Source organism: uncultured Chryseobacterium sp. (assembly GCF_936933875.1).
GTDB lineage: Bacteria > Bacteroidota > Bacteroidia > Flavobacteriales > Weeksellaceae > CAKZIK01.
Window position 1 is genome coordinate 1 of the sequence record NZ_CAKZIK010000078.1, and the last position, 26,050, is coordinate 26,050.

At 35.1% G+C, this 26,050-nt stretch carries 15 protein-coding genes; 10 read left to right on the top strand and 5 right to left on the bottom strand.

Annotated features, from left to right (window positions below; translation table 11 throughout):
• From frr to Q0252_RS10930, 10 genes are all read left to right on the top strand, one after another.
• A partial coding sequence (gene frr / locus Q0252_RS10885; protein WP_367174839.1) for a ribosome recycling factor occupies positions 1 to 532 on the top strand: 532 nt, incomplete at its 5' end.
• 539 nt (positions 533 to 1,071) lie between these two features.
• On the top strand, positions 1,072 to 1,593 hold the full coding sequence (locus tag Q0252_RS10890) for a hypothetical protein (protein ID WP_297986204.1): 522 nt from the start codon (positions 1,072 to 1,074) through the stop codon (positions 1,591 to 1,593).
• Positions 1,594 to 1,690: 97 nt separating this feature from the next.
• The gene (locus Q0252_RS10895) at positions 1,691 to 4,075 is read left to right on the top strand and encodes a hypothetical protein (RefSeq protein ID WP_297986205.1); all 2,385 of its coding nucleotides are present in this window, start codon (positions 1,691 to 1,693) and stop codon (positions 4,073 to 4,075) included.
• Positions 4,076 to 4,150: 75 nt separating this feature from the next.
• Complete coding sequence (locus tag Q0252_RS10900) at positions 4,151 to 4,693, top strand: hypothetical protein (RefSeq protein ID WP_297986206.1); 543 nt, start codon at positions 4,151 to 4,153, stop codon at positions 4,691 to 4,693.
• A gap of 546 nt (positions 4,694 to 5,239) precedes the next feature.
• A complete protein-coding gene (gene rpoB, locus Q0252_RS10905; protein WP_297986207.1) occupies positions 5,240 to 9,064 on the top strand; it encodes a DNA-directed RNA polymerase subunit beta in 3,825 nt (1,274 codons plus the stop codon).
• 24 nt (positions 9,065 to 9,088) lie between these two features.
• The gene (locus Q0252_RS10910) at positions 9,089 to 10,267 is read left to right on the top strand and encodes a hypothetical protein (RefSeq protein WP_297986208.1); all 1,179 of its coding nucleotides are present in this window, start codon (positions 9,089 to 9,091) and stop codon (positions 10,265 to 10,267) included.
• On the top strand, positions 10,267 to 10,917 hold the full coding sequence (locus tag Q0252_RS10915) for a hypothetical protein (protein WP_297986209.1): 651 nt from the start codon (positions 10,267 to 10,269) through the stop codon (positions 10,915 to 10,917). Before Q0252_RS10910 ends, Q0252_RS10915 begins: the two co-directional genes overlap by 1 nt.
• Positions 10,918 to 10,970: 53 nt before the next feature.
• Positions 10,971 to 15,239: a DNA-directed RNA polymerase subunit beta' gene (rpoC, locus tag Q0252_RS10920; protein WP_297986210.1), complete on the top strand. Its 4,269-nt coding sequence runs from the start codon at positions 10,971 to 10,973 to the stop codon at positions 15,237 to 15,239.
• A gap of 95 nt (positions 15,240 to 15,334) precedes the next feature.
• On the top strand, positions 15,335 to 15,640 hold the full coding sequence (locus Q0252_RS10925) for a DUF3467 domain-containing protein (protein ID WP_297986211.1): 306 nt from the start codon (positions 15,335 to 15,337) through the stop codon (positions 15,638 to 15,640).
• Positions 15,641 to 15,765: 125 nt separating this feature from the next.
• Complete coding sequence (locus Q0252_RS10930) at positions 15,766 to 17,040, top strand: ectonucleotide pyrophosphatase/phosphodiesterase (RefSeq protein WP_297986212.1); 1,275 nt, start codon at positions 15,766 to 15,768, stop codon at positions 17,038 to 17,040.
• Positions 17,041 to 17,081: 41 nt separating this feature from the next.
• Here Q0252_RS10930 and Q0252_RS10935 read toward each other — a convergent pair whose 3' ends face one another.
• The 5 genes from Q0252_RS10935 to Q0252_RS10955 form a co-directional block, all read right to left on the bottom strand.
• Entirely contained in the window at positions 17,082 to 18,569 is a 1,488-nt protein-coding gene (locus Q0252_RS10935; protein WP_297986213.1) for a hypothetical protein, read from the bottom strand.
• Positions 18,570 to 18,630: 61 nt separating this feature from the next.
• On the bottom strand, positions 18,631 to 20,391 hold the full coding sequence (locus Q0252_RS10940) for an OmpA family protein (protein ID WP_297986214.1): 1,761 nt from the start codon (positions 20,389 to 20,391) through the stop codon (positions 18,631 to 18,633).
• A 113-nt stretch (positions 20,392 to 20,504) separates the two neighbouring features.
• A complete protein-coding gene (locus Q0252_RS10945) occupies positions 20,505 to 21,128 on the bottom strand; it encodes a response regulator transcription factor (RefSeq protein ID WP_297986215.1) in 624 nt (207 codons plus the stop codon).
• Positions 21,129 to 21,184: 56 nt separating this feature from the next.
• Positions 21,185 to 24,172, bottom strand: coding sequence for a sensor histidine kinase (locus Q0252_RS10950; RefSeq protein ID WP_297986216.1), 2,988 nt, complete (start codon positions 24,170 to 24,172; stop codon positions 21,185 to 21,187).
• 158 nt (positions 24,173 to 24,330) lie between these two features.
• Complete coding sequence (locus Q0252_RS10955; protein WP_297986223.1) at positions 24,331 to 25,905, bottom strand: Na+/H+ antiporter; 1,575 nt, start codon at positions 25,903 to 25,905, stop codon at positions 24,331 to 24,333.
• Positions 25,906 to 26,050 lie beyond the last annotated feature (145 nt).

Below are 26,050 nucleotides of genomic sequence, written 5' to 3' on the forward strand. Positions count from 1 at the left end.
TAAAGCTAGAATGCAAAAATCTATCGACAACTTATCACGTGAATTAGCTAATATTAGTGCTGGTCGTGCTAATTCAAACTTATTAAATGGTGTAACTGTTGATTACTATGGTGCACCAACTCCAGTACAACAATTAGCAAGTATCAATGTTCCTGAAGCGCGTTTATTAGTCATTTCACCATATGACAAAACTTCAGTTGATGATATTGAGAAAGCAATCATCGCCGCAAACTTAGGTGTTAATCCAACTAGTGACGGTGAGGTTATTCGAATTTCAGTTCCTGCATTAACAGAAGAAAGACGTAAAGAACTAGTTAAAAACGTTAAGAAAATTGGTGAAGATGCTAAGGTTTCAATCAGAAATATTCGCCGTGACATTAATGACCACCTTAAAAAGCAAGAAAAAAAGGGTGACATTACTGAAGATGACTTACGAAGCCAAACTGATGACGTTCAAAAAGCTACTGATAATTCTATTAAAGAAATAGATCAGTTAGTAGAGGATAAAGAACAAGATATCATGTCTGTTTAATAAAGAGATTGAGTGAATTAAAAATATTTAATTTAAAAATGACCTTCGACAGGCTGATTTTTTTTTAAAATAGATTTTTTTACTAATTAGAATGTATGTAAATGAAGAATAAAATGGCATTGTTTTATATTTCTGTATAATTTAATTAACAAAAATTAACAAATTTATTATGATAAATCAAATTTTGTTAGTTTAGTTAAAATTAAATTATCAATAAGTTAGTGTTATGATTATTAATTTTTTTTCAATAATTAATTATTTATTAATTATTATAAAATAAAACTGATTTTATAATGAATAATTTATTGTGAATTGAGAGTTTTTGAAATCTTAAAAAGGGTGTTTTCACCCTTTTTGTTGTAAAATAGAACATATTTTAGAATTTCTTGTGTAGAATATCCTTTGTGTTTATTACCTTTGATGAAAATTATTTCTTTAAGAAATGATTTGAAAAAAACACAAACACAAGCTTGAAAGAAAAATTATTCTTTAGAGCAACAAAATCAATAATCCAAAATTGGAAATTTAATTCCTTGTTTTTGAAATTGATTTTATTGCCTCTTCTTTGCATATCTTCATTTTTTAATGCGACTGCATTAGAGATTAATGAGCCGCAGCAAGACCAACAACCTATAATTTATGTTTCGGGTGCTTCTATTGTAATTGAAATAGGAGAGGCAACTAACTCAAAAGTTGTAAAGATAAATGATTCTTTGGATGGTAAAATTGCTAAAGAAGTTCGAACGGTTAAGATCAAGAAACAGATACCCGTTTCCAAGGAAGAATCTAAAAATCAAATTAAAAATCTCCCGAAAAGTCCTGCGCCCAGATTTGTTTTTAAAAGTACCAAATTAGAAGATTTTTTTAATACAGCTACTTTTACCAATACTAAAAACTCGGTAATTTCTCTTACTTTTTTTTCAAAGAATATCGTTGCTTATTATGTTATTGCAAGTAATATTCATGTGTTCACCTATTTAATGAATATTTATACAGTAGATTTTGAGAGAACAGAAGAGTTATCCCAATTTTTGTTTTCCAGACCGCCACCTACTTGTTAATATAAAAATTATTTCTAAATGAAATTATATACAAACAATTTACTTTTTTATAGTTTTCATTTTTTTAATACAAAATATTAACAAAACAAACAAATTCATGAAATTAATAATATACTCATGTCAAGAATCTCTACGTTTATTTCGCGTAATGATGATTTTTGCCGCCATCCTCTGCAGCAATTCTCTGTTTGCCGATGGATCCAAAGATCTTTATCCATCTGGCGCTACAGGTGTACGAGCCTATCTTCGATCCAGCAACGCAACTACGGTTAGCTGGCCTTTTGCAAACCAAGGATTTCATTATGTTTATGCCAAAGCTGGTGAAAGGATTACAATGGCTTCTAGTGCACAAAATACTGGGGGAAATGCCAAAATAAGATTGTATTCTCCAAATGGAACTCTAGTAGTTGATAATACTTCTGCTGGAGTAATAACTAATCGTACGGCAGAATTAGCAGGCCCGCAATTATCTGGACAAACTGGTGGGAATAGTTATACACCTATCTATTATTTAGTACCTAATGGAGGTGATGGAATTTATAGGGTAGAATTTGTAGCAAGAGCAACAAATGATCCCCAAAATACTTTTAATGCAAATGATAATTGGACTCAAAGTATTGGTGATGCAGGTATTATGGCTTGGGACGTTTCAGTAATTAACCCCGGCAATACCGCATTTATTCCTGGAAGGGTTTATACTAATGTTCTAAATTTAACTAACGGAATAGGGCAAGCTAACTCTAGTGGCTTTTATGGGAAATTATACACTCTTACCAAAGATGGCTATACCTACCGGGTGAGCAATAATGGAAATAATGGTTTTTACTTTACTTTTTTTGTAAATAACAATGGTTTTTTGGATGCCAATACTCAGCTCCCTATTTATCAGAGTTTGCCGAGTTCCTCAGCATCAGATTTGGCGGGCAAAGTGCAAAACCCAAACAATGCAGATACTAACCAAAACATTACTCACAAAATGTTTTATACTTTGCCAAGCTCAGATTTGCCTGCTTCGTCTGTTGGTGCAGTTCCTGGTAATACAACATGGTTGAAAAACACCGTGGTGACACCGCATGTTAGTAATGTAACCTTAACCGGGGTTGAAGGTACTCCGGGGCAGGTGAGTAATAAAGGGGGTTATATTAAATTCAATGCAGATGTGCAAGGCAATTACACCATCTCAATTACGGGAACTCCTGCAAACCCAAGTTTTGTAACCCGTGTACTCACAGGAGCTTCTTCAGCAGGATTAAATCAAATTTATTGGGATAGCAAAGATGGTGCTAATAACGCATCCCCAGTAGGCACGTTTCCGGTTACAATTACCATCAGATTACAAGGTGCAGAAGTGCATTTCCCTTATATGGATATGGAATACAATAGATTTGGAACCATTGTAGAATTATTGAATTATGCCAATTTGAATCAAGTTGTTTCAGATATTGTTTATTGGAATGATAGTAATATCCCAAATGCGTCAAATGGTTCTAATCCAAATCCTAAAAACAACAGCCATTTGCCACCTGCAAATAGCACGGGACTTAGCAGTAATACAAATGGTCATATCTGGGGAGTTGGAGGATCCGGGACTTCTGGGCAATTTGGAGATATGCGAGCTATTGATACGTGGACATTTATTAAAGGTCAAGAAACATCAGTAACAGCAAGTGTTGTAGTGAAAAGTGCAGATTTAATGGTTTCTTCAATAACTCCTGATCAAACAAACCTTCATCTAGGTGAAGCAGTAGCCTATACGGTGAAAGTGAAAAATGGGGGTCCAAGTGATGTAACGGGCGCTCCTTTTACCTTTAAAATTCCGAGTGGTTTGTCGCCTCAAAATATTCAGTTTATTGCAAATGGATGCGGAAGCGAAAGTGTGGCATTGAGTTATAATGCAGGTACAAATACCTATTCTTCGTCTCTTAACCTCCCAAATGGTTGTGAAATTACATACGTTATTACAGTAACGGTGAGTAATACTGCAACAGCAGGAAATCAATTTGTAGAAGCAGCAATTCTGCGTACCAATGATGTTACAGATCCTGATGCTACGGATCCCAATATTAATACGCTTCCAACAAGCGCTCAATCTGAATGTGCTAATAATGGATTAGGAGGTTCTTGTAATAATATTAAGAACAATAATGCTGTATTAGTAACCCTTCCGTGTTATAATAATCCAAATACAACAAATGCTGGAGTCCCAGTGGTACACGGTATTACCTTGTTGCAAAGAGCTGGCACCGACAACGGAAACTGGCCGATGATTAGAAATTCGGCGTACACCGTTTTAGAATCCAATACCAAAGGTTTCGTTATTACAAGAATGACATCTGACCCTGCACAATCTACGGCAGCTAATTATATTACAAAAATTACAAATCCTGTTGAAGGGATGATGGTTTACGATACCTTCAGCAAATGTTTAAAAATTTACTCAGACGGTGCTTGGAAATGTTTCAACAAACCCGCTTGTCCGTAATAATTAGTGGGAAAGAAGCATCTGCATAATAAGGATGCTTCTTGAATCCTATTTTAACATTAAATATCATTAAAAATGAAAAATTTATTAATCATAATAACAGTAGTATTTTCGGGGACACTGTTTTCTCAAGTAATTATTGGAGATAATATAGGAACTGCAAGCAATAAAACGTCGGTTTTGTTGGAGTTTGCAAATACCAATAACAAAGGCTTGATTCTTCCTTATGTTCGGACTTTAGCAAGTAGCCCAACACAAGGTGCTATCGTTTTAGATGCTTCTAATTCCTCAGATGCGAGAGTGAAATATTATAACGGTGGTTGGGTAGATCTTAGTGGGCAAGGCGCAAACATAACAACTGTTTTATCCAGCCAGCCAACAACGGCTCAGGTCTCAGAAGCTGTAACAGCTAAAACCATTATTGGCGCAAATTCTTCTGCCGTGAACGATGGGGTTTTGGTTTTAGAATCAAATACAAAAGCAATGGTTTTACCCCAGGTTTCGGATGTTAACAATATCCCAAGCCCTTCGCCGGGTATGATGGTTTATGTTAATAAAGCAACTGCAAAACGCCTTGCTGTTTATAATGGCAGCAAATGGTCGTTTTGGGAACCCTAAAATAACATTTTATAATGAAGAAGCCGTCTCAATATTGAGGCGGCTTTTTTTTATTTTTTAATTAAAACTTTAACAAAAAAGATAAACAAAATCAAAGTTTTCAAAATAGGTTTTATTTGTGTAACTACTTAAAAATGCGTATATTTGCACTCGTTTTGGCGCTAATAATTGTTTGTAAATCAGTAAAATATTGAAATTCAACTCTTTCGGTAGATCCGGAAGGGGTTTCGTGTTTTAGGGATCTATGTCCTTTTATCGCCCAAAGCAAAAATTCAAGAAAAATATTTTGCACTACTCCGTGAAAAGATATACCGGCGTTGCAGTTAGATGGTACATGTGGGAGAGTTTGTGAGGGGGAGCGTTTGAGAGTTGCTGATTATTCTAAAAAATCGCAGCGAAAAGAAGCCAAAAGACAACAGCGCCAAAAGTTTTCTGCATCTTCTTTTATTCTAACCTTACACCCTGCATCCTTCACCCAACATCCAGCCATTTAATATTTTTTAAATAAATCAAAATATTTTTTAACCCTCATTTATCTTAATTTTTATGAGTAAATCAAAAGCAGTTGCAAAGGCTCAGGAAAAAAGGATTAATTTCTCTTCTTCGAAAGGAAGAATTGAAACTCCGAATTTCCTTGATATCCAATTGCAGTCTTTTAAAGAGTTTTTCCAACTCGAGACGCTTCCGGAACAAAGGGTGAACGAAGGATTGTACAAAACTTTCCAAGAAAATTTCCCTATTACGGATTCCAGAAACCAGTTCGTACTGGAGTTCTTGGATTATTTGGTAGATTCTCCACGTTATTCTATTGACGAGTGTGTTGAGAGAGGTCTTACCTATTCAGTTCCGTTAAAAGCGAGACTTAAATTGTATTGTACAGACCCGGAACACGAAGATTTCCAAACGGTAATCCAGGATGTGTATTTGGGACCTGTTCCTTACATGACTCCAAGTGGTTCGTTTATCATCAACGGTGCAGAACGTGTAATTGTAACACAGTTGCACAGGTCTCCGGGTGTATTCTTCGGACAAACTTACCACGCAAACGGTACTAAATTGTACTATTCCAGAATTATCCCTTTCAAAGGATCATGGATGGAATTTACAACCGATATCAACAATGTGATGTATGCGTACATCGACCGTAAGAAAAAATTACCTCTTACAACTTTATTGAGAGCTATCGGTTACGAATCTGATAAAGATATCCTTCAGATTTTTGACCTTGCAGAAGAAGTGAAAGTTTCTAAAGCAGCTTTGAAAAAAGTTGAAGGAAGAACTTTGGCTGCGAGAGTTTTGAACACTTGGTTCGAAGATTTCGTGGACGAAGATACAGGAGAGGTAGTTTCTATCGAAAGAAATGAAATCATCCTTGATCGTGAAACAATTCTTGAAAAAGAACACCTTGATCTTATTTTGGATGCAGGAGTGAAATCAATTTTGATTCATAAAGAAAATTCAAACGAATTCTCTATCATCCAGAATACACTTCAAAAAGACCCTACAAATTCTGAAAAAGAAGCTGTAGAATACATCTACCGTCAGTTGAGAAATGCTGATCCACCAGATGAGGAAACTGCAAGAGGAATTATCGAGAAATTGTTCTTCTCAGAGCAGCGTTATTCATTAGGAGAAGTAGGACGTTACAGGCTAAACAAAAAATTAGGTCTTAACATCCCTGAAACTACCGAAGTTTTAACAAAAGAAGATATCATCGCGATTGTAAGACACTTGATCGAGTTGGTAAATTCTAAAGCTGAAGTAGATGATATCGATCACCTTTCTAACAGACGTATTAAAACTGTTGGTGAGCAATTAGCAGGTCAGTTCGGAGTAGGTCTTTCTAGAATTGCAAGAACCATCCGCGAGAGAATGAACGTTCGTGATAACGAAATCTTTACTCCGGTTGACCTTGTTAACGCAAAAACTTTAACATCAGTAATTAACTCGTTCTTTGGTACCAACCAGCTTTCTCAGTTCATGGACCAAACCAATCCGCTTTCAGAAATCACGCACAAGCGTCGTCTTTCTGCTTTAGGACCTGGTGGTTTATCGAGAGAAAGAGCAGGTTTCGAGGTTCGAGACGTTCACCATACACACTACGGAAGAATTTGTCCGATTGAAACTCCGGAAGGACCCAACATCGGTTTGATTTCATCTTTGGGTATCTACGCTAAAATCAACAGTTTAGGTTTCATTGAAACTCCGTACAGAAAAGTTGATAACGGTAAAGTAGACCTTAAAACTTCTGCAGTTTTCTTAAATGCTGAAGACGAAGAAGAAAAAGTAATCGCACAGGCAAACGTTGAGTTGAACGACGACGGAACTTTCGCTACAGACAGAATTATTGCTCGTTTGGATGGTGATTATCCGGTTGTTGAACCACAACAGGTTGATTTGATCGATGTTGCACCGAACCAGATTTCCGGTATTTCTGCATCTTTGATTCCGTTCTTGGAGCATGATGATGCAAACCGTGCTTTGATGGGATCGAACATGATGCGTCAGGCTGTACCATTGTTGAAACCTCAGGCTCCAATTGTTGGAACTGGGTTGGAACAGCAGGTTGCAAAAGATTCAAGAATCTTAATCAATGCAGAAGGAAACGGTGTTGTAGAATACGTTGATGCTGATAAAATCACCATTAAATACGAAAGAAGCGAAGATGAAGATTTAATTTCATTCGATTCTGCGGTGAAGACATACAACCTTACCAAATTCAGAAAAACCAACCAATCTACTACAATTACTTTGAGACCAAACGTAAGAGTAGGAGATAAAGTGGTAGAAGGACAGGTTCTTTGCGACGGTTATGCAACTGAAGACGGAGAATTGGCATTGGGTAGAAACCTTACCGTTGCCTTCATGCCTTGGAAAGGATACAACTTTGAGGATGCAATTGTAATTAACGAAAAAGTTGTACGTGAAGACTGGTTTACTTCAATCCACGTGGATGAATATTCTTTGGAAGTTCGTGATACAAAATTGGGTATGGAAGAATTAACTTCTGATATTCCGAACGTTTCTGAAGAGGCTACTAAAGACCTTGACGAAAACGGTATGGTAAGAATTGGTGCTGAAATTAAGCCTGGCGATATCATGATAGGTAAGATTACACCGAAAGGTGAATCTGATCCAACTCCGGAAGAAAAACTATTGAGAGCAATCTTTGGTGATAAAGCTGGTGATGTGAAGGATGCTTCTTTGAAAGCAGATTCTTCATTGAGAGGCGTTGTGATCAACAAAAAACTATTCTCAAGAAATATTAAGGATAAAAAGAAGAGAACCGAAGAGAAAATCAAACTTGAAGAAATCGAAAACAGCTACAAAGCGAAATTTGATGATTTAAGAAATACCCTTCTTGAAAAATTAGGAACTCTTGTAAACGGTAAAACTTCACAGGGTGTGAAAAACGACCTTGAAGAAGAAATTATCGGCAAAGGTGTGAAATTCACTACTAAATTGCTTCAGAGTGTTGAAGATTATGTTAACGTAAGCGGTGCAGACTGGACTGTTGATGCGGACAAAAATGAATTAATCAAACAGTTGATTCACAACTACAAAATCAAGTTCAACGATCTTTCAGGTGTTAAAAACCGCGAGAAATTTGCAATATCCATCGGAGATGAACTTCCTGCAGGGATTATGAAGTTGGCTAAAGTTTACATCGCTAAGAAACGTAAACTGAATGTGGGAGATAAAATGGCAGGCCGTCACGGTAACAAAGGTATCGTATCACGTATCGTACGTGAAGAAGATATGCCATTCCTGGAAGACGGAACTCCAGTTGACATTGTATTGAACCCACTTGGTGTACCTTCCCGTATGAACATCGGACAGATTTACGAAACTGTTTTGGGTTGGGCTGGTAAAAAACTGGGTATGAAGTTCGCTACGCCAATCTTCGACGGTGCAAACCTTGATCAAATTACTGAATATACTGAACAGGCAGGTCTTCCTAAATTCGGAAACACTTATCTATACGACGGTGGTACCGGAGAAAGATTTACACAACCTGCAACTGTTGGTGTAATTTATATGTTGAAGTTGGGTCACATGGTTGATGATAAAATGCACGCACGTTCTATCGGACCTTATTCATTAATTACGCAGCAGCCTCTTGGAGGTAAAGCGCAGTTTGGTGGACAGCGTTTTGGAGAGATGGAGGTTTGGGCTCTTGAAGCATTCGGAGCGTCTAACATCTTGAGAGAAATCCTGACAGTGAAGTCGGATGACGTGATTGGTAGAGCGAAAACTTACGAAGCAATCGCTAAAGGTGAAGCAATGCCTGAACCTGGAATTCCTGAATCTTTCAACGTATTGCTTCATGAATTACAAGGTCTTGGTCTTGATGTAAGACTTGAGGAATAATTTTAAATATTTAGTTAATTAATTATGAAATATTCAATTTTATGTATGTTACCTTTCTTGGTTCTAATTATTTCATGTAATAGAGATGATTTTCAAAATGTTACCAAGAAGGAAATTAACCTTTCAGATAAAGAATATATTAAAAATGCAAGCAAGTCCGAACAATTAGTCTATAAGGAATATTATTTAAAACAGGCGCTTTTGGAAATTACTCAGCATAAAATAGATATCAAAAATATTGCATTTGATACTAAAAGAAAGGGCACAAAAAATGTGATTTTGTTAAGCGAAATTTTTTCTGAAATTAGAAAAAATGATAAAAATTTAACTAAACGAACAGAAGATAAATTTAATGAAATTGAAGATGCATTCAATGGTTTGGACGGGCATAATTATGAAATTTCTTTTTATATACCTTTTGATTATTTATTGGATAAATCTCTAGCAAAGGGTATTACCAGTCAAATGGAACCTGAAAATATCTATATATTTGAAAAAGAAGAAATCTCTGAACAAGTTTCTTTTGAGGGGGTAATTCTAAATGAAGATGGTGAATTTGTTTCTTATGAGCATTTAATTACTGAAGAGATGGCTGAAGACTTTGCTGAAGCAGGAAAAGCTGTAATTATTGTAGGATTACAAGAAGAAAGTTTTATTAACCCTGAAGTTGCAACAAGTACACAAATGTCATCTTATAACCCTTACTTTAATATGCTTGACATGGCAATTAAGCAACATAAGGAAAGTTGGATTGGCGGGCGTTCCGAAATTACGTTCGATGGTAATATGATTGCAGGAGGTTATGTAGGAGGAATAAATCTAGCTAGTTGGAATTATTTTACGCAATATCAATTTTGGACTCCAAGCAGAAAACAAGTAAGAGATCAACAGATGTTTTCTGTAAATAGAACTTTGGGTTATATTTTTACTGAAAATCCAAATGCACAATTTTATACTCCTGTCTTTCAGGACGATTATGCACTAAATAGTTTAATCTATGAATATGATAATTGGCCAACAGGTAATAGATCAGTAACTTTTAATTATAAAGGAACAAGTGTTAATATTTTATATAGATCTGCCGATCCTCCATATGATTATCGTTCATTCATAGGGCATAACGTTCCTCAATCCTTTATTGAAAATGAGGGAATTAAATACAGATTGAGTTATGGATCTAAAAATTTAACTTACCCATACTAATGAAAAGAATATTAATTTTTCTAATGTACCTATATTCCCTATCGTATTTTCAATCACAAAATGTAGATGGGAAAAAAAAATTTGACTTGAATATGGGTTTGGAATATAGAATGACACCATTTAATTTCGATAGTAATAGTACACAATATAGTCAAAATGTTACATATGATAGAGATAATCAATTAAACGGAACATCTTTGCTTATTGAGATTAATTATGAAATACTAAAAAAAATTAAGATAGGGTTAGGACAATCAGTTAGATACGATGAATTATATTATTCTCAAACTGATGCAAAAATGATTAACAGCCTTATATTTGATACTCATGTGAGTTTAAAATATCCATTTTTTATAGGTAAACAAAAATTATTTGCTTTATTTGGATATTCGTTCATGAATAATAATTCAAAATATAAAGAAGAAAAAATCTTTGAAACCGATGAAAATGGCAATCCAATTTTATCAGCATCAACACTAAATGATTTTACTTTCGATGCGTATCACTTAGGTTTGGGTTACACATATAAAAAATTTAATTTTTTGATAGGAACTTACTATATTGAAAAAGAACATAATTTTTCTGCTTATGGCACTTCTGCTATAGGTATGCCATATTTGCAAGTTAATTATAACCTATACAATTTTTAAGTTTATATAGAAAAATTATTAACCAGATTTTAACTAAATCTAAAATTTCAAAAATGTCAAATAAAAATAAATCAAGCAGATTTACAAAAATCACCATTGGTTTGGCTTCGCCGGAATCTATCCTGCAGGAGTCTCGTGGTGAAGTTCTAAAACCTGAAACCATCAACTACAGAACGCACAAGCCGGAAAGAGACGGTTTGTTCTGTGAAAAAATCTTCGGTCCTGTGAAGGATTACGAATGTGCTTGTGGTAAATACAAAAGAATCCGTTATAAGGGTATCGTTTGTGACCGTTGTGGTGTGGAAGTTACTGAAAAGAAAGTGCGTCGTGAAAGAATCGGGCACATCAACTTGGTAGTTCCAATCGCGCATATTTGGTATTTCCGTTCATTGCCGAACAAAATCGGTTACCTTTTGGGATTGCCTTCCAAAAAGTTGGATATGATTATCTACTATGAAAGATATGTAGTTATCCAGCAAGGTATCGCGAAAAAAGCAGACGGTTCCGATTTCGACGAAATGGAATTCCTTACAGAAGAAGAATATTTGGACGTATTGGAAACCCTTCCAGTTGAAAACCAGTATCTTGACGATTCTGACCCTAATAAATTCATCGCGAAAATGGGTGCAGAAGCTGTTGAAGAATTGTTGAAGAGAATCGACCTTGATGCCTTGTCTTTCGATTTGAGACACAAAGCACACAACGAAGGTTCAAAACAAAGAAGAACAGAAGCGTTGAAGCGTCTTAACGTTGTTGAAGCATTAAGAGGTGCAAACACAAGAATGATCAACCGTCCGGAATGGATGATTATGAGAGTTCTTCCTGTTATTCCACCAGAATTGAGACCATTGGTTCCGTTGGATGGTGGACGTTTCGCAACTTCCGATTTGAACGACCTCTACAGAAGGGTAATCATCAGAAACAACCGTTTGAAGAGACTTTTGGAAATAAAAGCTCCTGAAGTAATCTTGAGAAACGAGAAGCGTATGCTTCAGGAGTCAGTTGACTCACTTTTCGATAATACAAGAAAATCTTCAGCCGTAAAATCTGAATCAAACAGACCTTTGAAATCTCTTTCAGATTCATTGAAAGGTAAGCAAGGTCGTTTCCGTCAGAACCTTTTGGGTAAAAGGGTAGATTATTCAGCGCGTTCGGTAATTGTTGTTGGTCCAAACTTGCAACTTCACGAGTGCGGTATCCCGAAAGATATGGCTGCAGAATTGTACAAACCGTTCATCATCAGAAAACTGATTGAAAGAGGTATTGTAAAAACCGTAAAATCAGCAAAAAGAATCATCGACAGAAAAGAACCTGTTGTTTATGATATCCTTGAAAACGTGATGAAAGGACACCCGGTTCTTCTGAACAGGGCACCTACTTTGCACAGATTGGGTATTCAGGCGTTCCAACCAAAAATGATCGAAGGAAAAGCAATTCAACTTCATCCATTGGTAACAACGGCCTTCAACGCCGACTTCGATGGTGACCAGATGGCGGTTCACTTGCCTTTGGGACCTGAAGCAATTTTGGAAGCTCAGTTGTTGATGTTAGGTTCTCAAAATATCTTGAACCCTGCAAACGGTTCTCCAATCACCGTACCTTCGCAGGACATGGTACTTGGTCTTTATTTCATGACTAAAGAAGCGTCTTCAACAGAAGATCACAAAGTGAAAGGAGAAGGTTTGGCGTTCTATTCTCCGGAAGAAGCAGAAATCGCTTATGCAGAAGGAAAAGTTTCCCTGAATGCAAAAGTAAGATGTAAACTTCCTGTGAAAAACGAAGAAGGACAGCTTGAAACCAAACTGATTGAAACAACTGTTGGTAGAATTCTTTTCAACCAAATTGTACCGAAAGAAGTAGGATACATCAACGAATTGTTGACGAAGAAATCTTTGAGAAACGTTATCGGTAGAATTTTGGCTGATACAGATTTCCCTACTACTGTGAAGTTCTTGGATGATATGAAAAACCTTGGATATTCTAACGCATTCAAAGGTGGTCTTTCATTCTCGCTTGGTGATATCGTAATCCCTGCTGAGAAAAAGCAAATGATTGCTCAGGCTGTTGAAAATGTGGATGAAATCAAGGCAAACTATAACATGGGTCTTATTACAGACACCGAAAGATATAACCAGGTAATCGACGTTTGGACAAATACCAACGCGGGATTAACAGAAATGATTATGAGCAGAATGAAAACCGACCAAGGTGGATTCAACTCTGTTTATATGATGCTTGATTCCGGAGCAAGGGGTTCTAAAGAGCAGATTCGTCAGCTTTCAGGGATGAGAGGTTTGATGGCAAAACCACAAAAAGCAGGTTCTACAGGTGCTGAAATTATCGAAAACCCAATTGTTGCAAACTTTAAAGAAGGTCTTTCCATCTTGGAGTACTTTATCTCTACTCACGGTGCTCGTAAAGGACTTGCGGATACCGCTCTTAAAACTGCTGATGCTGGTTATTTGACCAGAAGATTGGTAGACGTGGCACAGGACGTTATCATTACTGAAGACGACTGTGGAACTTTGAGAGGTACTGAAGTTTCTGCATTGAAGAAAAACGACGAAATTGTTGAGAAAATCTCTGAAAGAATCTTAGGTAGAGTTTCTCTTCATAACGTATACGACCCGGAAACTGATGAATTAATTGTAAACGCTGATGAGTTGATTAACGAAGCATTGGCGAAGAGAATTGAAGAATCAGGAATTGAATTTGTAGAAGTACGTTCTCCGCTTACTTGTGAAGCGAAGAAAGGTATCTGTGCAAAATGTTACGGACGTAACTTGGCAACAGGTAAGATGATTCACATGGGAGAAGCTGTAGGTGTAATCGCAGCACAGTCTATTGGTGAACCAGGAACTCAGTTAACACTTAGAACTTTCCACCAAGGGGGTACTGCAGGAAACATTTCAGAAAATCCTTCTATCGTTGCAAGAAGAGACGGTATCGTAGAAATGGACGAAGTAAGAACCATTACTTCTGAAGACGAAAACGGTAACAAAGCTGAGGTTTTGGTGTCTCGTTCAACTGAATTCCGTTTGGTTGCAGATAATGAATCCAGAACTCCGCTTATGGTTGCGAACGTTCCTTACGGTTCCATCCTTTCTGTAAAACCGGGTGATAAAGTGAAAAAAGGAGATCTTATTGCGAAATGGGATCCTTATAACGCGGTAATCATTGCGGAAACTGCAGGTAAAGTTGAGTATGAAGATATCATCCAAGGTATTTCATTCCAATTGGAAATCGACGAACAGACAGGTTTCGAAGAGAAAGTAATTTCAGAATCAAGAAACAAAAAAGCGGTTCCTACCCTTAAAGTTGTAGATTCCAAAGGTGTTGAGCAGAAAGCATACAACCTTCCTGTTGGAGCCCACTTGATGGTTAACGATGGTGAAAAAATTAAGGCTGGTAAAGTCTTGATTAAAATCCCAAGAAAATCTGCAAAAGCGGGGGATATCACCGGAGGTCTTCCAAGAGTTACCGAATTGTTCGAAGCAAGAAATCCTTCTAACCCAGCGGTTGTTACAGAAATCGACGGTGTAGTTTCTTACGGAAAAATCAAGAGAGGTAACCGTGAATTGATCGTTGAAGCAAAAACAGGAGAAATCAGAAAATATTTGGTGAAGCTATCCAACCAGATTTTGGTACAGGAGAACGACTTCGTAAGAGCGGGTGGAGCACTTTCTGACGGTTCTGTTACACCGGATGATATCCTTAAAATCAAAGGGCCAACTGCGGTTCAGGAATATTTGGTGAATGAAATTCAGGAAGTTTACCGTTTGCAAGGGGTAAAAATCGACGACAAGCATTTCGAAATTATCGTTCGTCAGATGATGACGAAAGTAGAAATCGTGGACGGAGGGGATACTCAGTTCTTGGAAGGAGCGCTTGAACACAAGTACGATTTCTTGGAAGAAAACAACAGAGTATTCGGACTGAAAGTAGTTGTTGAAGCTGGAGATTCTAAAGAATTCAAGCCAGGTCAGATGATTACCGCAAGAGAACTTCGTGACGAAAACTCTAAACTGAAGCGTGAAGACCAAGCTTTGGTAGAAGTAAGAGAAGCACTTCCTGCAACAGCAATGCCTGTATTGCAAGGGATTACGAGAGCGGCACTTCAAACCAAGTCCTTCATGTCTGCAGCATCGTTCCAGGAAACTACAAAAGTTCTTAACGAAGCAGCCGTAGCTGGAAAAGTAGATGAACTAAACGGACTGAAAGAAAACGTTATCGTAGGACACAGAATTCCTGCAGGTACGGGTCTTAAAGATTACCAAAGCTTCATCGTTGGTTCTAAGAAAGAATTCGAAGACCTTAACTAAATAATTATGAATTTTGAATTATGGATTTTGAATTAATTTCAATTTCCATAGTTCAGAATCATTTAAAATTAATAATTCAAAATTAAAAAAAGAAAATGGACAACAATCAGAATCCACAAGACGGAAACATCAACATTCAATTGAACGAAATGGTAGCAGGAGGAGTATATTGCAACCTTGCATTGGTAAACCACTCTCCATCAGAATTTGTATTGGATTTCATCCAATTGATGCCGGGAGTTCAGCAAGCAAACGTAAGATCAAGAGTAATCTTGGCTCCACTTCACGCGAAGAGAGTTCTTACAGCGCTTCAGCAAAACATCCAAAACTACGAGCAACAGTACGGAGAAATCAAAGAAGTTGAGCCTTTCGTTGTTGGACAAAATAACGTGAACGCTTAATTCTTTTAAGAATTTAAATATGAATCCCGGTCAGTTTTGGCCGGGATTTTTTTTATTGAATATTTAACAGAATATTAATTTCTGATTTTTTAAATCGTTGTAATTTTGTTGTGTAAAATTCAGTGATGAAAAATATACTTCAAATCTTATTTCTTCTTTTTACGACCCTGGTATTTGCTCAGAAAAAAGAAGCCGATACCGTACAGGTTGTCATTTCCAACCGCTACAATTCGGTAGAAGCACAAACCAAACCTTATGTCATTATGATTTCTGCAGATGGTTTCCGTTACGATTATGCGAAAAAATATAACGCCCAAAACCTTCTGAGATTATCAGAGAACGGCGTTGCAGCAAAAGCTATGATTCCAAGTTATCCAACGATTACCTTTCCAAATCACTGGAGTTTAATTACCGGTCTTTATCCCTCGCATCACGGACTGATTGATAATTTTTTCTACGATTATAAGCGGAAGCAATTTTATGCGATGAGCAGTAAGGAAAATGCCGAAGATGGAAGTTGGTACGGCGGAACTCCTCTTTGGAGTTTGGCCGAAAAGCAGGGAATGCTTTCGGCGTCTATGCATTGGGTAGGTTCTGCCAGTGATGCAGGTGGAATGAGACCGTCGTATTATTACCATTATCATGAAAAATTTAGCCCGAATGAAAAAGTGGAAAAAGTAGTGAACTGGTTGAAATTGCCAATGGACAAAAGACCGCACTTTATTACCCTATATTTCCCGGAAGTGGATGGAAACGGACACAAATTCGGGCCTGAATCCGGCAAGACAAAGAATTCTGTGCAGCTGATCGATGCTGCAGTTGGAAGTCTGGTTCAAAAAGTTCAGAATTTGGGTTTGAAAAACGTCAACTTTGTTTTTGTTTCCGACCACGGAATGCTGGATGTGGACAATGAACATCCAATAGAAATTCCGGAAATGTTATTAAACAAAGAAAAATTTGACATCTATAATTCCAATACGCTGCTGAGAGTTGTGGTGAAAAATCCGGCAGAAATTAATTCTGTATATAAAGAATTGAAGAAAAGTAAAAATGCCGAATACAAAGTAATTTTGGACAAAAGGCTGAAACGAAAACTGTATTTCGCCAAACGTGATGACAAGTACAACCGTATCGGAGATATTCTTCTCATTCCAAATGCACCAAAAGTTTTTGTTGAAAAAGGCAAAACCACTTCTGACGGAAAACATGGCTACAATCCTTTCACAACTCCGGAAATGAAAGCTACTTTTTTCGCTTGGGGAAATAATTTTAAACAAAATCTAAAAATTGATGAGTTCCGAAACGTAAATGTTTATCCTTTAGTTGCTGAAATTTTGGGATTGAAAATTAATGAGAAGATTGATGGTGATATTAAGGTATTGGAGAAGGTTTTGAAGTAGAAAAGCTCCGAATTTCGGAGCTTTTTTTTTAAAATTTAATTCTATCTACATTGGTCAAAAAATTCGATATCTCCAACTTTATTTTTATCCGATGATTTTCCTCCAGAAGGTATATTATAAAGATGAGGCCAACCTGTACAATTATAATCGATATATAAATCATTGGTTTTATTTATAGAAACATTTGAATTGTTTCCAGAGCTACTCATACCTTGAGCTCCATAAACATAATTTGGATATCCACCATTAAGTAATATTGTTGGCATATAATTTCCTGTTCCCCAAACAATATCATCTGTTACAAAGCTAGAACCAACTTCTCTGTCACTATAATCTACACCTCCTGCAGAGTTTCTTCCTTTTAAGTAAATGGGATTTGAAAATGATAAATCACCACCTAAATAAAAATTATTTCCTGAAGACCAAGTTCCACCACTGTTAACAAACTCAAAAATTCCTGATGCATGTGCATTTCCACGTTCTGCAACTAGCATTCTTCCAGAATTTGAGAAAGCGATATCCGTTACTTTTGTTTGTGTTCCCGTTGTTAAGGAGATTTCTTTTTTTATTAAACCGCTCGCAATAGTTGCTGTAAAATTTCCAATGCTGGAACCAGGAGTTGCTACAAATTCACCATTTGAATCTAATGCTACAGACCAAATTTCTACACCACCTGGAGCAAGACTATTACTAACGTGAGGTAATGTTGTTCTAGCAAAATAAACTTTCGTTATACCCATATTTGTATAAACTCCAATTCCCCATAATTGATCTCCCACTGGAGAAATGCCAGCCATTCCACTATCTGAATTAAATGGATCTAAAGTACTCTTAACTTTTCCTGATGTTGGATCAATTCTATAAATTTTTCCGTCTTCCAGATTTGTTGCAAAAAGCTGATTATTTTCAAAATCAAAAGCAATATTTCCGATGCTGTTTCCAACAGAAGTTGAAAAACCTGTGCTAGGAATTTGATTAGTTCCAACTGTATTAGCATTAGAACTATTTAGTGTAGTTACTAATGAAGTAGTTGTATTTATTGTATTGTAATTGGTGTAATAAATTCCTGCTGCTCCTGCAGAACCAATTCCAGATGCGTCTCCTATTCCAGGATTGTAAGGAAAATTTTGCAAATAATCAAAATGGTACACATCTGTTGCACTTAGATAAATTCCGTTATTGTGATCCAATGCAATACCGAAGACTTCGCCAATTTTGTTGGAAACCCAGCCTAAAGGTTGTATTGCTTGTACTCTGTTTGGAGCTGCAGTTGGATCATTCCAATTGTTTCCAACAGGAGCTACAGCATTATGCAAAGTTTTATAAAGAGTTGCAACTTGGTTGATAGGAGATGCATTTGGATCTGATGCTTTTGTAGCAATCATAAAACCTCCAGTTTCCTGATTTGTACAAGAAGGTATAGAAGTATAAGTACACGCTTCATTTCTACAGCTTTGAAACATTAAAATCATTAATGAAAAAGAGAAACTGCAATAAACTATTTTTTTTACATATGATTTATTATTCATGATTTTTTAAGTTATTAAAGCATTTGGGAAATAAAACTCCCCAAATGCTTTGATTACAATTTTATTTAGGACAAATAACTTTTACTTCTGTTCTTCTGTTGATTTGGTGTTCTGGTTCTGTACAAGGAACACCATCAGCACATCTGTTTAGAAGTCTGGTTTCACCATAACCAATACCTGTTAATCTGCTTCTGGAAATGCCTTGCGAAACAATATAATCTACAGCAGCATTTGCACGATTTTGAGATAATGTTGCATTGTATTTATTGGAAGCTCTGGAATCTGTATGTGATGAAAGTTCCACGCTTACTCCAGGATTATCTGTCATGAATTGTACTAACCTATTAAGTTCTGGTTTTGCATCATCTCTTATGAAATATTTATCTAAATCATAATGAATATTTTTCAAAACTATTGCTTTACCACAATCTGCAGGATCTAAACAGATTTCTAATTTTATAAATAAAGTTTTATTTCTGTCATAATCTTTAGTAGAAACTATTTCAGTTTGAGAAAGATAGTTGGATTTTTTGCCATATATAGAATAGTTAGCATTTTGTAAAGCATGGAAAATAAATTCGCCCTTATCATTAGTGTTAGTAGATTTTTGTACACCTAAATTATTATTTTTTAACACAACCGAAACCCCATTTACAGCACTATTTGTATTACAAACCACTACTTTTCCTTTTACAATGAAGTTTTCGTCTGTAAATAGAATTTCTTTTTGGATAGATTTACCATCTACTTGGCAGTTTTTAAATTCATCTGCAGAAATAGAACTTTGCTCTAGATTAATATCATTTAATTTACCTTTTACAGTATAATTTCCTGAAGGCACATTATTGAAAACTACTACACCATAAGAATTAGTAGTGGCAGATTGTGCTACATTACCTTTATCATCTAATAAAACCACATCTGTATCTTCTAATAATGTATTTGTAAATTTATCTTTAGCAGTAATGGTAATAGTGCATCCACAAGTTTTACAACATCTAGGATAATGGTCTTTACCACATACTTCGCATACTTCTACTTTCTTTTCTTTAGCCCCAAATTTGTAAACCAAACCAGCATAAACACCAATAGAATGAATTTCACAATTACAAGCTTCTTCTCTTACACTTAAACCAGATTGAGGGTTTACAAAATTCATGTCCTGTTCATTTGTAAAAGGCATATAACCTGCAGAAATACCCTGTGTAGCATCTACCAATTCTGTTCCGTCAAAATGCTGTAAATAATAGGCTCCTAAATGGAATCCCCAATTATTAGAGAAAAATTTATTAAACTGTAATGAAGCTTTTGCGGCGAGAGAATTTTTTAAATCATAACCAGCATGGAAATTTAATAAAGTAGCAGGAGGAACCACACCATACAATTCTGTTTTACCTCCTTTTATAGTAGATAATCCACCTCTTAATTTAAATTCAAAATCTGAAGTTGGTTTTTTTAGAAATCTAAAACTAGGACCTATTCCGTAGAACATTCTGGTAATTTTATTTTCTGTAAGAGTAAAATTGGTCAGAGGTGTAGAACCAATCATTAGATTAGTAGTAGGATAAGTGCTTTGCGGTTTATTATTAATATAATCGAAATCAGCACCGATACCAATCCAATTCCAATAGTAATCTAGAGAAGCTCCAGCTTCCAAACCACCTTTATAGTCAATATAAGGCGTGTTGTTTCCAAAAGCTGGGATATCATATCCAGCACGAATGGAAAGTCTAAGTCCAGAATTATTAGTTTGTGAAAAACCAATAAAACTAATTCCGAGTAAAACAATACATAGAAGGTTTTTTAAGATTTTTGTTTTCATAATTTATTAATTTAAAGTTTTTTAATTTTTAAGAATTTTTCTTCAAAATTTCAAAAATCCCAAACACAAAAAAATCCCTAATTGTAGGGATTATAATTCTATGAAGATATTTTCTATACTCCTCTTATGTTTTTAAAATACCAAGCTACAGCTTCACCAAGAGAAGAAACATGAAGTTTATTATAGATGTTTTTGATATGTGAATTTACAGTAGAATAAGACACCCCTAATTTATCTGCAATCATTTTATAACTTAAACCATCAGAAAGAAGTTTGAGAACTTCTTTCTCTTTTTGGGTTAAGATTTTTTCTACTGATTTTGGCTGAAAATATTCTAATATTTTCTGTGCAATAGCAGGATTCATACTTGCGCCACCTTCATTTACCTCTTCTATTGCTTGTAGAATTCTCCTTGGGTTGTCAGATTTTAGAATATAACCACTTGCGCCATTAGAAATTGATAGAAAAATTTTTTCGCTGTCATCATAAGCAGTTTGAATGAGGACTTTTATATGTGGGAAATGTGTTTTTATTTGCTTTAGACCTTCTATTCCGTCTACTTTCGGCATGTTAATGTCCATCAAAACTACATCAGGAAGATGTTCTTCCATTTCTTTTAAAACATTTTCACAGCAATCTGCATCACCTAGATAAATCATGTCATCACTTAGAGAAATAAGTGCTTTCAGACTTTCTAGACGCTCTTTAGAATCATCATATGCGAAAATTTTAATCATGGCATAGTCTTTTCCTTAATTGGCTTTACAAAAGTATTAGTAAAAGTATTTTACTTTCAATCCCTAATTTTAGGGATACAGATTTTTATGGTTGTTCCATCTTTAGAAAAAATTTCAAATGTGCCTCCAATTTCTTCGGTTCTTTTTTTCATATTTTGCAGGCCGTTTCCTTTATTGAAGTCAGGCTCAAATCCAATTCCGTTGTCTTTAATTTCCAAAATAAATTCTTTTTCAAATTTTTTGAAGATGATAAATACTTCCGTTGCCTGGCTGTATTTTACAGTATTGTTCAGGGCCTCCTTTACGATGAGTACGAGGTTTTTCCGCGCGCTGAACTCCTGAAATTCTTCGTTGATTTCTTTGTCGATTTTTATGTGATAGTTGATGTCCGAACTTCCCAGGATTTCACTTGCCGAATTCCGGATCCTGGTACTCAAAGTCATCAGTGCATCTTTGTTGGGCTTCAAACTCCAGACAATATCGCCAATATTTTCGGAAAGTTTTCGAGACTGGGTTTCTATTTTCTTCAGAATTTTTTGTGCTTCGGATACTTTTTCCTTCTCAATCATCTTATTGGCAATTGCCGAGTTGATTTGCAAACTGCTTAATGTAGCACCAATATCATCATGTAAATCTGCGGTGATTTTATTGCGTTGGTTTTCTAAAGCTAATTTTTGCTTATAATAATTTTTTTGCTGAAGAAATCTCCATCTTCCATATAAACCAAAAATACCCCCGAAAAATAAACCACCAACTAATGTCCAAAACCAAAATGTTTGGTAAAATGCCTTTTCTATGTAGATTGATAAGGTCTTTTGGTGAATGATATTAGTGTTGAATTTATCATTAATCCCGAACTCTATTTCATATTTTCCTGGCGCAAGAGTATTAAGCGTTAAAGGTGATTTTCTAGAAATTTTCTTCCAAATATTTTCATGATTTTTTATTCTATAAAATAGATTTCTTTTAGACGAATTTTCTAAATCTTTAATAAAAGTTTTTATAGAAATATTGTTTTCATCATTTTTTAAATCGAGATTTCTAAGGGTGTTAAATCCTTGTTTGTTTTGATAGGTTTTGTTATTAACCAGAATTTCATCAATATAGATTTCGGGTTTGTAGAAAGCGTTAAATTTCAGTGGAGGTTTAAAATAATTAAAACCATTTACACCACCAAAAAATAGTGTGCCGTCTGAAGCTTTCAGAAAAGCACGATTGTTAAAATCCCATTCTTGTATGCCGTCACTTTTATCAAAATTGATGATTTGGTATGTTTTAGTATCTATAGAGCTTAAACCTCGTTGATGACTGCACCATACTTTCCCAAAATCATCTATGAGAATGCCATAAATGTAAGTCCCTGCAAGATTATTATTGCTATCAAATTTCTTCAGAATTTTAAAATTTTTATCTAAAAGATAAACTCCTTCATTGGTTCCTGCCCAAAATTGCTTTTTCTTTTCGTCTGCTTGCAGATAAAAACTTTGTACGTTTGGTAATATTTTTTTGATTAATTTTATTTGATTATTCGGAAGCATTTCAGCCAAAATCATATCATTATTAAGATAACTTATGGCAATTTTATTATTGCTTAATACATTAATGAAAAACGGATTTTTATCGGGTAAAGATTCTACTTTTACAAGTTTTTTTTCTTTTTCATTAAGAGTGAAAATTCCATTAGAAAAAGATAAAAGTGGCGAAGAATTTTTGAAGGTTTTTAAGTCTTGAAGAATTCCAAATTCTGTTTTATTAATATTGATAATCTTTCTAGGTATTTTATCATTTTCATTCATGAAAATTAAATCAGAATTTTTATTGTTAAAATCATCTAAGTACCAAATGCCCTTTCTATAAAGATCTTGATAGTGTTTTTTATCGTGATTATTGAACAGTTTGTAGGTGTTTTTTTTTGTGTTAAAAACTGCTTTAGATTGTATATAAACGTTATTATTTGATAACTCTGAAAAATAACCAACTCCTGCTGTAAATTTAAAATCAGATGATTGAATGTCATTAGAATTTTTAAGAAAATTCCCAGAAAAATTTAGAATTACTTCACCAAAACCGTCTTTACAAGTCCATAATCTACCAATCTTATCAAAAGTGTAATAATTGGTTGTGTTATGTTGTGGTATTGCAATTTCCTGATTATTTTTTCTATTAATTAGAAAGAATTTTTTATCTGTATTATATGCAATATAATTTTCATTAGCACCAATACAGCCAATAATTTTGTCTTTACTTTTAATGTTAGATATAGAGGTGTAATTGTTTTTGAAAAGTAAAATTCCTTTAGATTTTGTACCAATAAAAAGTTCGTCAGTAGACTTTACATAAGAAGAGCATAAAATTTCTGTACTATTATTAAATGTTACTTCTTTTGTGTTTTTTGTTTTCGTGTTGTACAATATAATTTTGTTTTTTCCGATAAAACAAATTTGATTGCGTTTATCAAAAAATGGCATCCTGAAATAGAATACATTACCTGCATTATCATAAACGTGTACTGATTTTATTTTTTCTAAAGGAATTTTTGTTTCAAAATTTAAAATTTTTGATTTTGTATCATATGAAATCACATCATAATTTTCATTAAAACACCATACTTTTCCATCAAAAAATCCGAAAGGCATTATGGTTTTAGAACTACTATTTTTTAAAGTAGAGTTTTTATTAATACCAATTAAAGTGAAAATGTCTTTCTGATAATTATATTGATACAAACCTCTTGTACTGCCTACATAAAGAGAATTTCCATCCTCGGTAATTCCGTATCCTTGTTGTAAAGTAGGGCAATTTTCAAAATATTTTTTCAGATTATATACTTTTACATTTTCTCCGTCATATCTATTAAGTGCATCATTTCCTGTAATCCACATAAAACCATGACTATCTTCAAATCGGAAATAATTAGAACCTTGCGAAAGTCCATCATCCTGTGAAAGTGTTGAAACAGAGAAATAATTGAAATTATTCTGTGAAAAAGTAAAATATCCGAAAAAAATAAAGAGTAAAAGCAATATGTTTTTACGGAATTTCATTGGTTTTTATTTTTTAAGTAAAAATAACCAAAATAAGTTATCATGAGAAGGATTTGTTATTCCAAAAATAATCCCGGTAAGTTTTGACCGGGATTGTTTTTGGAATTTAAAATTTACGCGGTGAAGCCGCTGCCGAATTGTTTTTAAATAAAGAAAAATTAATTCAAATACCCAATTCTTTCTTCTTCCAAATCCAGTCTTCGGAGATGTTTTTTCACCAAATCTTCATTCAGCAATAACTCCTCCCTATTTTTGGCAATAAGCCATTGTCTTTGGGTTTCCAAAATATCGTGATAAATATCTTTGAATTCATCAAAATTTAAGATGATTTCTGTTGAATTGGCACGTCGCTCATACTGTTGCAACTGTTCTTCCAAAGCGGGAAATTTCAGCAGTTTATGATGATAAGCATTTCGGATTTTATCTGCTGCAATTTGAGCCAGTTCGTTATGTAGCTCGTTATCAATTTCCTTTTCAGGTCTTGTAAAATCGCGGTCTTCAATGGTTATTTTATTTAGAAGAACAGGAAGCGTTAATCCCTGAACTACCAATGTCAAAAGAATCACCACAAAAGTGATAAACAAAATCAAATTTCTATGCGGAAAAGGTGTTCCATCCTGCAAAGCCACCGGTATTGAAAGCGCTGCAGCTAAAGAAACTACACCACGCATTCCGGTCCAACCAATCATCAGCGGACCTTGCCATCCCGGATTTTGCGCATCTGCAACAGTGATGAAATTTCGCATAATTAAAGTGGTAATTACAGCACTATATGCTGCAATAATGCGGATGACCACCAGTACCAAAGTAATTAAAACACCATAAAGAATAGCTTCAGAAAGTGGAACATCTAAGCCTGCAACAATTTGGGGCAAATCAAGCCCGATCATCATAAATACTAAACCGTTCATAATAAAACTCAAATTTTCCCAAACCTGAAGTCCCTGCAATCGCGAAGAGCTTGTTAAAAAAATTTGATTTCGGACGGAGAGAAATAATCCACCGCTAACAACAGCTAAAACTCCTGAAGCATGAACTTCTTCTGCAGCTAAATACATGATAAAAGGTGCAATTAAACTCAAAATAACATCCATATTGGTGTCTGTTGGCAAATATTTGTGCATTTGTATAAAGATCAATCCAATCAATACACCAATTCCAACACCGCCAATGCACATCCAAACGAAACTTAGGGCTGCTTCATGCCAAACAAACAGTCCTGTTGCAACGGCAATCATCGCAAATCGAAAAACAATAAGCGACGATGCGTCGTTCAGTAAACTTTCGCCTTCAAGAATGGATGAAAATCTTTTCGGAACTTTTACGAATTTCAGAATTGCTCCCGCGGAAACTGCATCGGGAGGAGAAACAATTCCGCCCAACAAAAATCCTAAAGCCAAAGAAAAGCCGGGAATAAAATGATTCGCCACAAAAGCTACCGCAAGTGAAGTCAAAAATACCACCAAAAAGGCGAAACTCAGCACAATTCTTCTCCAGCGCCATAATTCTTTCCAGGAAGTTGCCCAGGCTGCTTCGTACAACAAAGGCGGAAGAAAAATGAAGAATATTAATTCTGGTTCGATATGAATTGTTGGTATTCCGGGAATAAAACTAATTAAAAGTCCCGCTAAAACCAACAATATGGGGTAGGCAACGTTTATTTTTTTTGCCAGCATAATCAGCAGAACGATGACGATTATTAATCCCAAATAAAATGAAAGATTTTCCAGCATTGCTTTTTTTTTGACAAAAATAAGGAACAATATGTTTAAAAATAATCTGAATATAAAATATTAAAAAAAATGGGCGGCCTCGTTGAAAACGAGGCCGCCGAAATTGTAAAGTTTAAGCTTTTGCTGTTTACGGTTTTGTTGAAAA

What these genes read in the sequence shown, in the direction of transcription:
- Q0252_RS10900 (WP_297986206.1), top strand. Translation starts at nt 4,151, where the DNA reads ATGAAAAATTTATTAATCATAATAACAGTAGTATTTTCGGGGACACTG.
- rpoB (WP_297986207.1), top strand. Translation starts at nt 5,240, where the DNA reads ATGAGTAAATCAAAAGCAGTTGCAAAGGCTCAGGAAAAAAGGATTAAT.
- Q0252_RS10895 (WP_297986205.1), top strand. Translation starts at nt 1,691, where the DNA reads ATGAAATTAATAATATACTCATGTCAAGAATCTCTACGTTTATTTCGC.
- Q0252_RS10935 (WP_297986213.1), bottom strand. Translation starts at nt 18,569, where the DNA reads ATGAATAATAAATCATATGTAAAAAAAATAGTTTATTGCAGTTTCTCT.
- Q0252_RS10910 (WP_297986208.1), top strand. Translation starts at nt 9,089, where the DNA reads ATGAAATATTCAATTTTATGTATGTTACCTTTCTTGGTTCTAATTATT.
- Q0252_RS10940 (WP_297986214.1), bottom strand. Translation starts at nt 20,391, where the DNA reads ATGAAAACAAAAATCTTAAAAAACCTTCTATGTATTGTTTTACTCGGA.
- Q0252_RS10915 (WP_297986209.1), top strand. Translation starts at nt 10,267, where the DNA reads ATGAAAAGAATATTAATTTTTCTAATGTACCTATATTCCCTATCGTAT.
- rpoC (WP_297986210.1), top strand. Translation starts at nt 10,971, where the DNA reads ATGTCAAATAAAAATAAATCAAGCAGATTTACAAAAATCACCATTGGT.
- Q0252_RS10930 (WP_297986212.1), top strand. Translation starts at nt 15,766, where the DNA reads ATGAAAAATATACTTCAAATCTTATTTCTTCTTTTTACGACCCTGGTA.
- Q0252_RS10945 (WP_297986215.1), bottom strand. Translation starts at nt 21,128, where the DNA reads ATGATTAAAATTTTCGCATATGATGATTCTAAAGAGCGTCTAGAAAGT.
- Q0252_RS10925 (WP_297986211.1), top strand. Translation starts at nt 15,335, where the DNA reads ATGGACAACAATCAGAATCCACAAGACGGAAACATCAACATTCAATTG.
- Q0252_RS10955 (WP_297986223.1), bottom strand. Translation starts at nt 25,905, where the DNA reads ATGCTGGAAAATCTTTCATTTTATTTGGGATTAATAATCGTCATCGTT.
- Q0252_RS10950 (WP_297986216.1), bottom strand. Translation starts at nt 24,172, where the DNA reads ATGAAATTCCGTAAAAACATATTGCTTTTACTCTTTATTTTTTTCGGA.